Consider the following 16,865-nt stretch of genomic DNA (forward strand, 5'->3'; position numbering starts at 1 on the left):
GTCTAATCTATAGCAGTTCTCCTATTAGTTTTTTTAAATGAATGGTTCAATTGTTGTGGTTATTAATTCCAAAAGAAGCATTTTTTTATCATAATTCAATAAGAAAAGTGTTAAAAAAAAATAAAAGTACCCTGAGTGCCTTATTTTTGCGTTCCCGGGAATTACCAATGTAACTTTTTTGGGGTATATTAGCAGCATTCTATCTAGTCGTATGAGTAAGGAAACAGAGAAAGATCCACATAGAAATATTATTATAAAAGGGGCAAGGGTTCACAACCTTAAAAACATTGATGTAGCCATTCCAAAGAATAAACTGGTCGTTATTACCGGGATGTCAGGTTCCGGGAAGTCGTCACTGGCATTTGATACTTTATATGCTGAAGGGCAGAGGAGATATGTAGAGAGTCTGTCTGCTTATGCCAGGCAGTTTATGGGCCGGATGAATAAACCTGATGTTGATTATATAAAAGGTATTGCGCCTGCTATTGCTATAGAACAAAAGGTAATTACTTCGAATCCGAGATCCACAGTGGGCACTTCAACTGAAATCTATGATTACCTGAAACTGCTGTTTTCAAGAATAGGAAAAACCTATTCTCCGGAATCGGGGCAGATTGTAAAGAAGGACAGTGTAACGACCATTGTTGACTTTATTTCTAAACTGGAGGATGAAAGTACTGTTACTATTTATTGTCCTCTTTTTCCTCACAATAACCGGACGATTAAAGAGGAATTGGCTGTATTACTTCAAAAGGGTTTTTTAAGAGTCTTACTTAATAATCAGATTTACAAGATTGAAGCCATTCTTGAAGATGAGGATTTTAAAGATGTGGAGCTGACGAGTGAAAATACCGTTATGATCTTAATTGATCGTATTGTAGTGAATAAGGAAGAGGAAACCTTGAGTCGTATTGCTGATTCTGCCCAGACTGCATTTTTTGAAGGTAAGGGAGATTGCTACGTGGAACATGATGGCAAAATGACCCACTTCTGTGACCGTTTTGAACTTGACGGAATCAAATTTGAGGAACCTACGCCTAATTTTTTCAGTTTTAATAACCCCTACGGAGCTTGCAAGAGGTGTGAAGGTTATGGAAATGTGATCGGTATTGATGAAGATCTGGTCATTCCAGATAAAAGCAAGAGTGTCTATGACAATGCAATAGCTCCGTGGCGCGGAGAAAAAATGAGGGAATGGTTAAATAAAATGATCAGAAATGCAGATAAATTTGACTTTCCTATCCACCGTTCTTACAGTGAACTGACCGATAAACAACAGAAAGTGTTGTGGACAGGGAATAAATATTTTGAAGGGCTGGATGCATTTTTTAAAGATTTAGAAGAGCAAACCTATAAGATACAATACCGTGTCATGCTTTCCCGGTACCGGGGGAAAACGGTTTGTCCGGATTGTAAAGGCTCAAGGTTAAGAAAGGATGCTTCTTATGTTAAAATTGGTGGTAAATCTATTATCGATATCGTTTTAATGCCGCTCTCTACCATACTGGATTTCTTTGAAAAGCTGGATCTGTCAGAAACAGACCAGAAGATATCTAAAAGATTACTGTCAGAAATCTTTAACAGGGTGGAGTATTTGAATAATGTTGGTTTAGGTTATTTGACCTTAAACAGATTGTCTAATACGCTTTCCGGAGGAGAATCACAGCGTATTAATCTGGCTACTTCACTTGGAAGCAGTCTGGTGGGCTCCGTATATGTCCTGGATGAACCGAGTATCGGTTTACACCCAAGGGATACCAACAAACTGATTGGTGTTTTGGAATCTCTGAGAAATGTGGGAAATACTGTCTTGGTTGTTGAACATGAGGAAGAGATGATGAAAGCTGCAGATCATATTATAGATATTGGTCCTGAAGCGGGCACGCATGGGGGTAACCTGGTGTTTAGCGGAACCTATGAAGAGATCATTAAAGATAAGCATAGCCTGACTGGTCGATATTTAGCTGGAAAGGAGCGAATAGAGGTTCCTGGAAAGAGACGTAAATGGAAAGATCATGTCCTTTTAAAGGGAGCGCGGGAAAACAACCTGAAGAATATCGACGTAAAATTTCCTCTTGGAGTTTTTACAGTCGTAAGCGGGGTATCCGGTTCGGGTAAAACAAGTTTAGTAAAAAAGATCCTTTACCCTGCTTTGCAAAAAGCTATCGGTAATTATGCAGGGGAACAGACCGGGGCATATGATGGGATATTCGGGAACCTGGATCTGGTGAGTGCAGTAGAAATGGTGGATCAGAATCCGATCGGGAGATCTTCGCGTTCTAATCCTGTTACCTATGTAAAAGCCTGGGACGATATCAGGGCTTTATTCTCGGCTTTGCCAGCTTCTAAAGCCGCAGGTCTTAAACCTGCTGCTTTTTCTTTTAACGTAGAAGGTGGAAGGTGTGACGTGTGTCAGGGTGAAGGAGAGGTAAAAATTGAGATGCAGTTTATGGCAGATATTTACCTGCCTTGTGAGGCTTGTGGCGGAAAAAGATTCAAACAGCAGGTACTGGACATCACTTATCAGGATAAAAATGTATCTGATATTCTGGACATGACTATTGATGAAGCGGTAAGTTTCTTCAGTAAGGAGCCTAAGATTCTAAATAAATTACAGCCACTGGTAGACGTAGGTTTAGGTTATGTACATCTTGGTCAGTCTTCCAATACCCTTTCAGGTGGGGAAGCGCAGCGTATTAAACTGGCTTCATTCCTCATCAAAGGAAATAATGCAAATAAGACCATGTTTATTTTTGACGAGCCAACCACTGGTTTACATTTTCATGATATAAAGAAATTGTTGATTGCTCTAAATACACTTATTGAGCAGGGGAATACGATTTTGGTGATTGAGCACAATATGGATATGATTAAATCTGCAGACTGGGTAATTGACATTGGTCCTGAAGGAGGAGACAAAGGGGGATATGTGGTCTTCGAAGGCAGTCCTGAGGACCTTATCTCTTCAAAAGAGTCTTATACAGCTAAGTATTTAAAAGCACATTTGAAATAATTGTATCTTCGCCAATGCTTTTTTTAACATTCGTACTGGGGATATTGTTAAATTCTATAGGATATATTCCTCCAGGAAATATTAATTTGACGGTTGTACAGATTACCATTAACCGGGGAATCCGGCAGGCTCTTTATTTTATAGGTGCATTTGCTTCTGTAGAGGTCCTGTTTACTTTTGCGGTGATGCGTTTTGTTCAATGGCTGTCGAGCACAATGAACCTAAGTAATGTTATTGATGTGGTCATGGTGATCATGTTTGGTGTATTGGGAATTATTACCTGGAGGTCCAGAAAAGAGATGCCAAAGGCTGATTATTCGGAAAAGGACAGTATCCGTTATGGTATGTTACTCGGGGTACTGAATCCAATGCAGATTCCTTACTGGCTTTTTGTTGGAACCTATCTGATCTCCCATGAATGGATAGACATCGGATATCTTTCTTTAAGTGTATTTAGTGTGGGATCAGGGATAGGTGCTGCTCTGGCTTTGTACGGTTTTGCACGGTTTGCCAAATATATCAAAGAGAAATTTGACTTGAGCAGTTATATTGTGAATAAGAGCATTGCCATTTTGTTCTTTGCTTTGTCGGCATACCATATTTGTAAGATTGTCTATATTCACTTTATAAAAGTTTAGCATTTATTTTTTCAGAAATTCTACATTCCAGATCTTTTCCGCTCTTTGGCCAATGATCCAAAATGAGGCGGCCAGAACAGAAAAGAACAATGCTTTGTGCCAGCTGTCCCAGAAATATTCAAAATAGCGGGTATAGAGATTGATAAAAAGAAAGGTGATCCCGAACTCCCTGGCAATATCATCTCTGTATTTGAGACCAATCCAGATGCTTAGTATACAGACGCCTGCAGAAATAATGCCCCAGTAGAACAGACTGAGTTGTTTAACTTTGTACCAGTCGTCAAGTGTGCCATAGTTACCAAACACAGAGATCAGCCAGAGAGATATAAAAAGATAGATCATGCCGCTGATATAGGTGGTACCGTAAAATAGTTCAAATTTCTTATTTTTTCTCAATAGTAATGCCGTGGCGGTAAGCAGCAGTCCAAAGAATACGAAACGCAGTGGATAATTAAGTCCAATGAAATACCAATTCCATCTGGAAAGGTAACCCGTCTCTGTTCCAAACCAAGCCCCCAAAGAAAGAAGTACAAAAGCCCAGATGAGCCTGGATTTAAAGACATAGGCTAATACGCCATAAATCAATACGGATAAAAGGATCAGTAAAGAAAAATGTGATCCGTTACTGCCGATAGTCTTGCCCAGATAGGCGATAGCATTGGCCGTAAGCATGACCGCAGTAAAAATCAGTGCATCATTACTGAAGATTTGCATCTGATGTGTTTTTCGTCTTTGAAAACTCCTGTAATATAAGATGCCAGCAGCAGCAGCAGAAAGTAAGCTGATGATGCTGTCTGGTGTATCGTACAATTTTTTTAAATAACTTAGAATATCTTTGTCGATCAGGAGTGCACCTAATGAGATTACTCCGCAGGCCATTGCAATCCAAAAGGAGTATTGAGCAAGCCTTCGCCAGTCAAAATTTTTGGATTCATAACTGTTCTGCAATAACTTTGCTTGTTCGCTGGTCATCATGTCCTGATCCTGCCAATACTGGAGCATTTCATCTAAAAACTCACTTTTTTCCTGGTCTAATTTCATTGACAGAGATGATAAAAGCTTTAAGTTAAGTTTTCTTTAACAGATCAGGAACTTTTTTGTGATTTCCAACGATCCATACAATGTCATCGTTTTCAAAGATCATATTGGAATCTGGGTTAAGGATTCGCTCTCCTTTTCTTTCTATTCCAACAACAAGTCCCTGTGTAATGTCCCTGATCCCTGAATTTCTGATGCTATGACCATAGATTGGAGAGGAACTGTTTACGACAATTTTCTGGAGAGTCATGTCATTTTTAGGGAAATCTGCATGCGAAGTTTCATCAATAGCACCCTCAAATAGTTCTTTAACAACAGCCAGCTGATCGTCTGTTCCAATAACCAGGATTTTATCATGAGGGTATAGCCTTTCGTCCCGGCCTGGGGTTGGGATCATGATTTTACCTCTTTCAATCAAGGCAATATTAACGCCGTATTTTTCCCGGATGGACAGTTCCATTAATGTAAAACCAACCAGTTTTGATTCCGGTGCAATTGTGAGCTCTGCCAAATGTGTATCCCAGGGCAAGATCTCTGGCTGGGCATTTTGGGCTTCACGGGCATTAAGGTTGTACAGGAAACGATTTTCCAGTCTGTTGTAAAAGGCTTGCAGTTTTCTTGAGAAAATGAACATTACTGCTAGAATCAAAGCCAGTGCAATTGCAATGGAAATGAGTGTGTTGTAGAACTGGAAGATGAGAAAACCTACAAAACAAATGGCCAGAGCAATTCGTAAGATTTCCAGAGCCACTAAAGGGCCTCGAGTATATTTTTTGTTTAACCATAAATTGCTGTAGGCCTTTCTTTCCATTTTCCTTAAAGCAAGGGCCCATAAAAATGGTGTCATGATCATTAGGGTAAGCAAGAGACTGATCACTGTTCCGTTATGTCCGTTGATCAAATGCTCTGCAATAAAAGGTTGTAAATATTTTGAACCCAGTACGACAATTGAGATTAAAATAACACTATGGATTATGGTATTGAATGTGTAGGCTTTAAGAAATACCTTCCAATCGCTGAGGGTAGTAATACCTGCTGTGCTGGAACTGTAACGGTTTAAGCCTTCAATCCATTTCTTAGGTAAAGAACGTTCAATAAACTTATAGAAGGGTTCAGAGGCTTTAATCAGATAGGGGGTGGTAAATGTAGTGATGGCTGATACCGCAACTGCAATAGGATATAGAAACTCGCTGGTCACTTTTAAAGATAATCCAAGGGTCGCAATGATAAACGAAAACTCTCCAATCTGTGCCAGGCTCATTCCTGTTTGTACTGAAGTTTTTAAAGGCTGCCCTGAAATTAAAGCGCCGAGGCCCGAGCTTAAAAATTTACCCAGAACCGTCGCTATTGTAATGACCAGTATAGGGCCTGCATAGTCGATTAGGATTTTCGGATCGATAAGCATCCCCACTGACACGAAGAAAATGGCTGCGAAGAGATCCTTTACAGATTTTGTAAGGTGTTCTATGCGTTCTGCCTGGGTAGTCTCTGCTAAGATAGAGCCCATGATAAATGCACCCAGAGCAGGGGAGAAGCCGACCTTAACCGCCAGCAAGACCATAATTAAACATAAGGCAATGGAGACTATGAGCATTGTTTCATCATTCATCAACTTTTTTGTAGCCTTGAGAAAGGTGGGGATCAGGAAAATTCCACCAATAAACCAAAGGACCAGAAAAAAACAAAGTTTCAAAATAGAAATGAGCATCTCCGTGCCTGCAAATTGTTGGCTGACTGCCAGTGTGGAAAGCAGAACCAGGAGGAGAATGGCTACAAGGTCTTCAACAATCAGCACGCCAAAGACAAGCCCTGCAAACTTTTTATGTTTTACACCTAGTTCTTCGAAGGCACGGATAATGATTGTAGTGGAAGAAACGGAAAGTATGCCTCCAAGGAAGATGCTATCCATAACAGACCAGCTCATCAATTGTCCGGCGGCAAATCCGATCAACAGCATAAAAACCACTTCTACGATCGCTGTTATGGAAGCTGATCCTCCTACCTTAACAAGTTTCTTGAAGCTGAATTCCAGCCCCAAACTGAATAGTAAAAAAATTACCCCAATCTCGGCCCAGATGTTAATGCTTTCTTTATCTGTTACTGTTGGGATAAATTTAATATGTGGGCCTACCAGAAGTCCTGCTAGGATATAGCCCAGTACAAGGGGCTGTTTAATTCTTTTAAATAAAAGTGTAGTGACCCCCGCGGCGGCAAGGATAAGACCAAGATCGGTAATCAATACTGGCAAATGTATCATGAAACGCTGTTTTAAAATGGATAAATAATTGTGAACGGGTGACTACAAATTATACTTACCAAAAAACATGTTTAGGGTACAGAAAACTAAAAATAATTAAATAATGTGAGAAAATGAAAGCGGACTTGCATTCTGTATTCGAAACAGGCAGAGCATTGTGCAATGACGAATGTTCTGGAAACAGGTTGATTTGGGCTTTATACTTTTTGACAACCTGGGGTAGTGCCTGAAAGTCGTCGTTAAAAGTATTTGAATCTGCAGAACATGCCTTTCCTTCCGCATAAGCAATTTGTTTACGGTCCAACTTCAGCTTTCCCGAAGCAAATGCAGAGAAAGAATAGAGCTGGAAACAGATGCATAGAAAGACTAAGTATACATACCTCATTGAGGTAAATATACTAAAAAAGACCGGTTTTTGTGCCTTAAATTAGGTTTTAAGCATTTTGTGACAGTCTTTTGAAAAAATCAAGCGTGTCTTCTTTGTCTTGTTTAAGTTGTTCTTTAAGCGCCTCCAATCCAGTAAATTTAACGTCATGGCGTAAAAATTCCAGGAAAGACATTTTAATCTCCTGCCCGTAAATTTCTTTGTTAAAATCAAAGATATTGACTTCGATATTTCTGGTCATTCCGTTAATGGTTGGGCGCTGGCCAATATAAGCCATTCCTTTGTATGAGCCTTCCTCCATATCTACGGTAACGGCGTAGATCCCATCCGAAGGGATAAGTTTATAAGATTCTTCAATAAAAAGATTGGCTGTAGGGAAGCCAATAGTCCGACCAATTTTATCTCCTTTAATTACCCGGCCCTGTAAAGAAAAATGATAACCCAGGTACTTTGCGGCCAGAGCCACATCACCAGTAAGTAATGCTTGTCTTATTTTTGTAGAACTTACGGCAACGTCATTGATGTCCTGCTCGTCGATTACTTCTATGTTGTAGTCAAATTTTTTGGCGCAAATTTCCAGTTCGGCCATTCCTCCCTTTCTGTCTTTTCCAAAACGGTGATCATACCCGACAATCAGGTGTTTTGTTCCTATCGTTTCTACGAGTACATTTTGAATGTACTCTTCTGGATTTAAATTAGAGAAATCACGTGTGAAAGGGGTGATGATTAAATGGCCCACACCTAAATCTGCTAAAATCTGAGCTTTCTCCTTGATGGTATTGATCATTTTTAAGTCCTGATTTTCCGGATCTATGATCAATCTGGGGTGAGGAAAAAAAGTTAAGATTACGCTTTCTCCACCGGTTGCTCTGGCCAGTTCACATAATCTTTTGATGATTTTCTGATGCCCATAGTGTACCCCGTCAAAAGTGCCTATGGTTACCACAGCATGGTCTAGTTTTTTGAATTCAGAAAGTTGATTATATATTTTCAATGTCTTAAAATTAATGTAATGGCTGGCGTTTAACTACACCACCTCTAATATCGGCTATTTGCTGCTGGATGACGAAGGCGTCTGGATCTATTTGCCTGATCGCAGTTTGTAGTTTGCTCATCTCTAGCTTTGTAACAACAGTATAGAGGATATCAATGTCCTTTTTCTCTCCGTAACCGCCTTCACCCTTATAAATCGTAACACCCCGTTTCATCTGGTGGATGATGAATTTTTTAATGTGCTCATTTTTTACGGAGATCACGGTAACACCGGTGTATTGCTCAATACCATTGACAATATAATCAACGGTATTTGAGGCCGATAAGTATGTTAGGATGGCATATAACGCAGTTTCAATATCCAGAAATACAGCTGCAAAGGCAAAAATAACAATGTTTAAGATCAGGATAATGTTACCTACAGTCAGGGTACTCTTCTTGCTGAGAAAGAGTGCAAGAACTTCTGTACCATCAATTACACAACCACCACGCATGGCCAGGCCTATTCCGCCTCCAAGAAATAATCCTCCAAAGAAGGCGATTAGTAATTTATCATGGGTAATGGATTGGAAAGGGGCTACAATTAGTAAAATGGCTAATAATGCAATAGCAATTGCGGTCTTGATGGCAAATACTTTTCCAATTTGTCGGTATCCAAGAATAACGAATGGAATATTGATCAGAACAATTAGATAGGAAAGCTTGAGTCCGGTTAACCGGCTAATCAAAAGTGATATACCTGTTACCCCACCATCAATAAAACCACTTGGAAGTAAGAAGCTCTTTAAACCAAAACATGCGGAAGTGATACCGCAGGCTATTAGAAATAGATTTTTAGTAAAATTGAGTTTTCCGGATTTTGACTGACCACGCATATTATTCCTTCTTGCTTCTAAGATAGCCAACCAGATCCATAACCTCAAATGCATTTTCCAGCAGAAAATCTCCGCTTCTGGTTCTTACAAGTTTAGATAGATATGCTCCGTTATTCAGGTGCTTGCCGAAATCAGAGATTAGTGATCGGATATAGGTACCTTTACTGCATACAATCCTGAAGTCAATTTCAGGTAATTCAATTCGGGTAATTTCAAATACAGGAACAGAAACATGACGTATGCGCAATTCTGTTTCTTCACCTCTCCGGGCCTTCACATACAAACGCTCTCCATTCACCTTAACTGCAGAATGAGCGGGTGGGTATTGCTGTATATCACCAGTAAAGGGTGTCGTAGCAGCATGGATCTGTTCTTCTGTAATTCCTTCTATCGAAAATTCCTGATCCACAACGGTTTCCAGGTCGAAAGAAGGTGTGGTAGCACCAAGTACCATCGTACCGGTATACTCTTTCTCCTGGGCCTGGAAGGTGTCAATTTGTTTAGTGAGTTTACCTGTGCAGATAATCAGGAGACCGGTAGCAAGCGGATCCAAGGTACCTGCGTGTCCAACTTTAATTTTGAGGGGTTTTAGAGAGTTTCTTATCTTTCCCACCACATCAAAACTTGTCCACTGATAAGGCTTATTGATGAGCAGAAGCTCACCTTCAGCAAAATTAAAATCCGGAAATTCGATCATTAAAGTTGTATAAGGCCCTGGTGATACAGGACTAAGAAAAATAAACCAAATGCGATTCTGTACCAGCCAAACAGCTTAAAGCCATACTTCTGTACATAACCTATGAAAAATTTGATCGCAAGCAAAGCAATCACAAAAGCAATTAAATTTCCCACACCTAAAAGCATCAGATTATGTTTGTCCTTTAGGATCTCGGGTGTTTCTTTATAGGCTTTGACCAATTTTAATCCTGTTGCACCAACCATTGTAGGAACGGCAAGGAAGAAAGAGAACTCTGCAGCAACTGACCGGGTTAATTTTTGTTGCATTCCACCGATAATGCTGGCTGCACTTCTGCTGGTACCCGGAACCATGGCAAGGCATTGCCAAAAGCCAATGATCAGCGCACTCTTATTAGAAATCTCTGGTTCAGATTTTACTGTTGGCTTATTGAAAAATCTATCGATAAAAAGCAAGATGATACCACCAACAACAAGCATTACCGCAACGGTAACAGGGCTCTCCAGTAAATGGTCGATTTTTTTTTGAAGTAACATTCCAAATACCGCTGCTGGTAAACAAGCTATAACAAGCTTCAGGTAAAACTTCCAGTGATTCAGAGGGAAGAATTTTTTCCAGTAGAAAACAACAACAGAAAGGATGGCCCCAAGTTGCACTGCAATTTCAAAGAGTTTTACAAATGGATCTTTGTCAATTCCCATTACCGAAGAGGCAATGATCATGTGGCCAGTAGAGGAAACGGGCAAAAACTCCGTTATTCCTTCTATTACAGAAAGGATAAAGGTTTGTAGAAAATCCATGAATCTATTTCTTTAAAACGGCATATATACCAAAAGCAAAACCAAAAAGTACCACCATTGGTGCAAGAAGGGTTTTTCTGAAATCGTAGATATTGGTATCACCTATCATTAAGATAAAGCCAAATACAACAATAGCGATGCTGATTAACAGCAGTTGATAATTCTTTTTGGTGAAAACCAATTCTGATTTGTTGTCCTGGCTTGCAGGGCTGTGTTTTTTTTGTATCATTATCTGTATAGATCGTAACTTTTTAAACGTAAATATCTGCTTACTGCCATGGCGGTACTAATGGCTGTGATAAAGATGCCCAGTCCAAGCATAAATAACAATACAAACCCAAATTCTGTATAGTTTCTTAATATGATGATTTCAGGAATTTGTTTTTGTGCGTAATATAGGATACCCAGCAGAATAATCACAGCAATAATGGCTGAGATAAGACCATGTAAAGCAGCAAGTAGAATAAAAGGCTTGCGGATAAAGTTTTTAGTTGCGCCCACCAGTTGCATGCTTTTGATCAGGAAACGCTGAGAATAAATAGCTAACCTGATGGTATTGTTGATCAGAGCAATGGAAATCACGAGTAATATAGCAGCAAAAGCCAAAATGATCAGGCTGATGGTATTGATGTTCTGGTTGACCATATCAATTAGAGAGCTTTGATAGATCACCTCTTTAACAGCCGGGTTTTTACTGATTTGTGCTTTTAAGGCGTCTATGCTTTTATTGTTCGCGTAGTCTGCTTTCAGATAAACATCAATCGTAGATAATAGTGGGTTGTAACCCAGAAAATTCACAAAGTCTTCTCCAAGATCTTGGGTAAGGTTCTTGGCGGCAATTTCCTTGTTTACATATTGAGTTGTTTTTATCGCAGGATTAGAATTGAGCTCTTTTTGAAATTGAAGTACATCAGCATCCTTAGCACCTTCATCAAGGATAATGTTCAGAACAATATTTTCTTTAACATAGTTGGACAGGTTTTTTGCATGTACCAGAATTAAGCCCAGCATGCCAAGCGTTAGCAATACCAGTGTAATGCTGAATATTGTTGAAATATATATGGTCTTTGTCTTCTTAGAAGCATCGCTTACTTCAAATTCTTCCATGTATTCGTATTTATTGTTGTGCGAAAATAAAAAAATAAAAGCAACTAAAATAAATTATATGGCTTTAGCATTCAATTACCTTCTAATCTACAACGAAAGTTTAATTAAAATAGTTTCTTCTTTTCGATCTTAACAATCTTTAACACTTCTTAAAGCGGATTGTGCTTAGGCTTGTGGTGAGAATATTTATACTATGTTCACTGTTTTTTCGTTAAAAAAACAACAAAAAACCATAACTATGAAGAAAAAACTAACTACAGCAGTCCTTTTTTTATTGCTGGTCACGGGTATAACGGCCTGTAAAAAAGAAGACTCAAACACGACAATTGTGAAAATTGCGGGAAAATGGCAGGTGACTAAAATAGAAACCAAAGTTTATGATTCCAATGGGGGATTAGCCTCCTCAAATACGGTAGAATACAATCCGGGTTCGGATTATGTGGATTTTAAAAGTACAGAGAATAATGATTTCGAAATGAGTTTGGCTGGTACTATTTCGAGTGGTAATTACGTCACCTTTGTTGGAACCGCATTTAATATTAAGTTACCTTCAAAGCTTTTGGTATGTACTACCGAAGTGCTTAATGACAATACTTTCCAGTTTACAGCCACAATAGACCAATCTAACCCTAAGGTTACTGAAACCTATTATCTTAAAAGATAGTGAGCTATGCCGCCTTTAAAAGGCGGCATATTTACTCTGATTACCAATTGGTAAATTATTTCATTATTTTCGCGCTATATATTAAGGAATAGCCGTAATGGATTACCAATTTAAAGAAATAGAGAAAAAGTGGCAGCAGTTTTGGGCTCAGAACCAGACTTTTAAAGCAGATACTAATACCGATAAACCTAAATTTTATGTATTGGATATGTTTCCTTATCCATCAGGTGCGGGTTTACACGTGGGTCATCCCCTGGGCTATATCGCCTCAGATATATTTTCAAGATATAAAAGGTTGAAGGGCTTCAATGTATTGCATCCAATGGGATATGATTCGTTTGGTTTGCCGGCCGAGCAATATGCCATTCAAACCGGACAACATCCGGCCATCACGACTGAAACCAATATCAATACTTATCGCAGGCAACTGGATCAGATTGGTTTCTCGTTTGACTGGAGCAGAGAGGTTAGGACGAGCGATCCGGAATACTATAAATGGACACAATGGATTTTTATGCAGTTGTTCAATTCCTGGTATAACCTGGAGACAGACAGGGCAGAAGATATGACGACTTTACTTGAAAAGTTTAATGCTTCGGGTAGTGCGGATGTGAAGGCTGTAAGCGATGAAGATACCAAGACTTTTATGCCGAGTGACTGGGCAACAATGACCAGTGAGGAGAAGCAGGAAGAATTGCTTAAATACAGGTTGACTTATTTAAAAGAAAGTACTGTGAACTGGTGCCCGGCTCTTGGAACTGTATTGGCTAATGATGAAGTTAAGGACGGATTTTCAGAACGCGGAGGGCATCCGGTAGAACAAAAGAAAATGATGCAGTGGAGTATGCGTATTTCTGCTTATGCAGAGCGTTTACTTCAGGGACTGAATACCATAGACTGGCCCGAGCCGGTAAAAGAAATGCAGCGGAACTGGATTGGTAAAAGTGTTGGGGCAAGTGTTAGGTTTGCTATTGATAAAACACCATCAATTACAGGAGTGGAAGAAGATTATATCGAAGTGTTCACTACACGGGCTGATACTATTTTTGGGGTTTCTTATCTGGTTCTTGCACCTGAACATGAATTGGTAGCTGGATTAACCACAGCAGAACAAAAAGGCGATATTGAACAGTATATTGCTCAAACCAAGAAGAAATCAGAGCTGGACCGTATGGCGGATACAAAAACGGTTTCGGGTGCTTTTACTGGAAGCTATGTCATCAATCCGGTGAGTGGAGCGCGGGTACCGCTTTGGATTGCAGACTATGTTCTTGCTGGTTATGGTACTGGGGCGGTAATGGGTGTGCCAAGCGGAGATCAGCGTGACTGGGCATTTGCTACTCATTTCAATTTGCCAATTGTACAAATTCTGGATGCACAGCAAAATATAGATATACAGGCCGATCCAACCAAGGAAGGGAAATACATCAATTCAGGCTTTATTAATGGGATGAACTATGCCGAAGCGATTCCTTTCTTAAACAATTGGCTTGAAGAACAGGGGGTAGGAAAGGCAAAGATAAATTACCGTATGCGAGATGCTATTTTTGGTCGTCAGCGGTATTGGGGTGAGCCCATTCCTGTTTATTTTAAGGATGGCTTACCTTACCTGATTAAGGAAGAAGAATTGCCGTTATTGCTGCCTGAAATTGATAAATATCTGCCAACTGAGACTGGAGAACCTCCATTGGGTAGGGCTGAGAACTGGAGTTATGAAGATCAGTACGAGTATGAGCTGAGTACAATGCCTGGCTGGGCTGGTTCAAGCTGGTACTGGTACAGGTATATGGATGCCATTAATAATTCTGAATTTGCTTCAAAAGAAGCAATTGATTACTGGAAGGATGTCGATCTGTATATCGGAGGAGCTGAGCATGCTACAGGTCACCTTTTGTACAGCCGTTTCTGGAATAAATTCCTTAAAGATCTTGGCTATGTACAGGAGGAAGAACCCTTCAAAAAACTGATTAATCAGGGCATGATCCAGGGAAGAAGTAATTTTGTTTACCGCGTTATTGATGAGCAGGGCCGCGGAACAAATACGCTGGTGTCTCATGGGTTGCGGAACGACTATAAAACATCTGCATTGCACGTAGATGTGAATATTGTAGAAAATGAGATTTTGGACATTCCTAAATTCAAGTTGTTTAGACCAGAATTTAAGGATGCTGAATTTATCCTGGAAAATGGAAAATACATTTGCGGGGTAGAGGTAGAAAAGATGTCTAAATCCAAGTTTAACGTAGTTAATCCGGATGTATTAATTGAAAATTATGGTGCAGATACCTTAAGGATGTATGAAATGTTCCTGGGCCCACTGGAACAGAGCAAACCTTGGAATACCAATGGTATAGAGGGTGTGTTTAAATTCCTTCGTAAGTTCTGGAGGCTGTTCCATAATGAAGCCTGGGTTTTTAATGTCAGCGATTCTGTTCCAACCAAGGCAGAGCTTAAGGCTTTACATAAGATCATTAAAAAGGTTCAGGATGATATTGAACGTTTCTCTTTCAATACATCGGTATCCAGTTTTATGATTGCAGTGAATGAACTGACAGATTTGAAATGTAAGAATCGTCAGGTACTGGAAGATTTGGTTGTGGTGCTTTCCTCCTATGCGCCACATATCTGTGAAGAGCTTTGGTCTTTATTAGGGCATGAGGAAGGAAGTTTATCTTATACTCCATATCCCGTGTTTAATCCAGCCTATTTGGTAGAAGATGAATTCAGTTATCCTGTTTCTGTAAATGGTAAAACCCGGTTGAACCTTAATCTGAGTTTAACTTTGGAAGCAAAAGAAATTGAAGATACTGTTCTGGCTGATGAGCAGGTGCAAAAATATCTGGAGGGTAAAACACCTAAAAAGGTTATCGTTGTGAAAGGCCGGATTGTGAACATTGTGATTTAATCCTGATTTTCGGAAAATTAAAGGGGTTGTATCGTTTGATACAGCCCCTTTTTATTTTTGAGAATCCCTACGTAGCGTTATGAACGACTGTTAAAGGGAGATTTTTCTTTTGCCTGATATAGATGATGACAGCGAACAGGAAGCCTAGAAAAACCATTCCCATACTGAAAGGGAAGATGTATGGCATTCCAAAGCGGCTGGCTACAGCACCAACTAAAGGACCTGTAATACCCAGAGAAAGATCGATAAATAAACCATACCCTCCAAGCGCAGCACCATGATTGGAAGGGGGGATTAATTTTACGGCTTCTACGCCCAGTGCGGGAAAGACAAGGGAGAATCCTAAGCCCGCTATTCCTGCACCAACCAATGCTGCTGTCGGCGTTGTGGCTAGCCAAAGGATCAAAAGGCCGGAAGTTTCCAGGGCAAGGCAGACGATAGATGTTTTTAATCCGCCATGCAAATCAATTGAACGGCCAAAGAAGATACGTCCAAGTATAAATAATAGGCTAAAAACTGATAAGCAAAGTACCGCATCAGACCAGTTTAGATAAGCGTAATATAGGGTGATAAACGTAGAGATTGTTCCGAATCCCAAACCTCCTAAAGCAAGACAAATACCGAAAGGTGATACCTTTTTCAGCACCTTCAGAAAAGACTCTCTTGGACTGGTACTATTTCCTTTTAAAGGCGTCTTGCTTTTTGCATACAGTAGACCGATAATGCCTACCAAGACAATTAAAAGACCTATACTGCCTATGCCATAGCTGTTGTTTAGCAATACGCCCAGAGGTGCACCAGCAGCGAGTGCGCCATAACTTGCAATGCCATTAAAAGATATGGCTTTAGCTGTATGCTGATCCCCGACTGCCAGAATAGCCCAGTTTACAGGACTGGCACCAATTAGTCCTTCTGAGAAGCCTGTCATAAGCCTTGTAATGACCAGCAGGCCCAAACTCATAGGGGGGATGTGTTTTAATGTATAAGCTATAAACAGGAGTATCCCACTTAAAACAAAACCGGCCATACCTAGTAGAACTGCGGGTTTGGGGCCTTTCAGATCGACTATTTTTCCAGCATAACCACGCATAACGAAAGTGGTTACATATTGGATACTGATTACAACACCTGCAATCATGGCACTATAGCCAAGTTCCTGGTGTATGAAAATTGTTAAAACAGCTAGCGCAAGGCCTATGGTAAAATATCCAAAAAATGTAAATGCAACAAAACTAGTAATGCGTAAACGAACTTGTGGTAAAGAAACATTTGAACTTGTTTCTGACTTCATAATGTTTAATATATAATAACTTAACGGAGCGTATGCAAATTTAAGGACATTTGTACGCGGCTTTGCCATTTCAAAACAACAAAAGCCATACTTTACTTTGTATTAACAATTACCGAAATTTTCTGTTAGAAGTTGTTCCCTAAACATTACATTTAGGTCTGTTTAAATAATAAATATCTTATTTAATAATTCAAAATGAAAG

13 protein-coding genes are annotated in these 16,865 nt (G+C 39.7%); 4 read left to right on the forward strand and 9 right to left on the reverse strand.

Annotated features, from left to right (window positions below; translation table 11 throughout):
- Window positions 1–211 precede the first annotated feature (211 nt).
- Both uvrA and DBR11_RS02615 read left to right on the forward strand, forming a co-directional pair.
- Entirely contained in the window at window positions 212–3,013 is a 2,802-nt protein-coding gene (uvrA, locus tag DBR11_RS02610) for an excinuclease ABC subunit UvrA (RefSeq protein WP_108550057.1), read from the forward strand.
- Window positions 3,014–3,027: 14 nt separating this feature from the next.
- Window positions 3,028–3,651 carry a LysE family translocator gene (locus DBR11_RS02615; protein WP_108550058.1) on the forward strand — a complete coding sequence of 208 codons (624 nt, stop codon included), beginning with the start codon at window positions 3,028–3,030 and terminating at the stop codon, window positions 3,649–3,651.
- Window positions 3,652–3,654: 3 nt separating this feature from the next.
- Here DBR11_RS02615 and DBR11_RS02620 read toward each other — a convergent pair whose 3' ends face one another.
- The 8 genes from DBR11_RS02620 to DBR11_RS02660 all read right to left on the reverse strand — a co-directional run bounded on the left by DBR11_RS02620 (window position 3,655) and on the right by DBR11_RS02660 (window position 11,803).
- Complete coding sequence (locus DBR11_RS02620; protein ID WP_108550059.1) at window positions 3,655–4,692, reverse strand: DUF2157 domain-containing protein; 1,038 nt, start codon at window positions 4,690–4,692, stop codon at window positions 3,655–3,657.
- 25 nt (window positions 4,693–4,717) lie between these two features.
- Window positions 4,718–6,946, reverse strand: coding sequence for a cation:proton antiporter (locus DBR11_RS02625; RefSeq protein WP_108550060.1), 2,229 nt, complete (start codon window positions 6,944–6,946; stop codon window positions 4,718–4,720).
- A 434-nt stretch (window positions 6,947–7,380) separates the two neighbouring features.
- Window positions 7,381–8,325, reverse strand: coding sequence for a bifunctional riboflavin kinase/FAD synthetase (locus DBR11_RS02635; protein WP_108550062.1), 945 nt, complete (start codon window positions 8,323–8,325; stop codon window positions 7,381–7,383).
- Between the two features lie 10 nt (window positions 8,326–8,335).
- Window positions 8,336–9,199, reverse strand: a complete 864-nt coding sequence (locus tag DBR11_RS02640; protein WP_108550063.1) for a YitT family protein — start codon at window positions 9,197–9,199, stop codon at window positions 8,336–8,338.
- A 1-nt stretch (window position 9,200) separates the two neighbouring features.
- Complete coding sequence (gene truB / locus DBR11_RS02645) at window positions 9,201–9,896, reverse strand: tRNA pseudouridine(55) synthase TruB (protein WP_108550064.1); 696 nt, start codon at window positions 9,894–9,896, stop codon at window positions 9,201–9,203.
- Window positions 9,896–10,696, reverse strand: coding sequence for an undecaprenyl-diphosphate phosphatase (locus DBR11_RS02650; RefSeq protein ID WP_108550065.1), 801 nt, complete (start codon window positions 10,694–10,696; stop codon window positions 9,896–9,898). The genes truB and DBR11_RS02650 overlap by 1 nt, the downstream gene beginning before the upstream one ends.
- A gap of 4 nt (window positions 10,697–10,700) precedes the next feature.
- Window positions 10,701–10,925 carry a DUF3098 domain-containing protein gene (locus tag DBR11_RS02655; RefSeq protein WP_108550066.1) on the reverse strand — a complete coding sequence of 75 codons (225 nt, stop codon included), beginning with the start codon at window positions 10,923–10,925 and terminating at the stop codon, window positions 10,701–10,703.
- A complete protein-coding gene (locus DBR11_RS02660; RefSeq protein WP_108550067.1) occupies window positions 10,925–11,803 on the reverse strand; it encodes an ABC transporter permease in 879 nt (292 codons plus the stop codon). Before DBR11_RS02660 ends, DBR11_RS02655 begins: the two co-directional genes overlap by 1 nt.
- A 238-nt stretch (window positions 11,804–12,041) precedes the next feature.
- Here DBR11_RS02660 and DBR11_RS02665 point away from each other — a divergent pair, with 238 nt between their 5' ends.
- Window positions 12,042–12,467, forward strand: coding sequence for a hypothetical protein (locus DBR11_RS02665; protein ID WP_146186441.1), 426 nt, complete (start codon window positions 12,042–12,044; stop codon window positions 12,465–12,467).
- A 97-nt stretch (window positions 12,468–12,564) separates the two neighbouring features.
- Entirely contained in the window at window positions 12,565–15,372 is a 2,808-nt protein-coding gene (gene leuS, locus DBR11_RS02670) for a leucine--tRNA ligase (protein ID WP_108550069.1), read from the forward strand.
- Between the two features lie 67 nt (window positions 15,373–15,439).
- Here the strand turns inward: leuS and DBR11_RS02675 are convergent, their stop codons facing one another.
- Window positions 15,440–16,663, reverse strand: a complete 1,224-nt coding sequence (locus DBR11_RS02675; protein ID WP_108550070.1) for an MFS transporter — start codon at window positions 16,661–16,663, stop codon at window positions 15,440–15,442.
- Window positions 16,664–16,865 lie beyond the last annotated feature (202 nt).

The sequence above is a fragment of the Pedobacter sp. HMWF019 genome (assembly GCF_003061025.1).
Classification (GTDB): Bacteria; Bacteroidota; Bacteroidia; order Sphingobacteriales; family Sphingobacteriaceae; genus Pedobacter.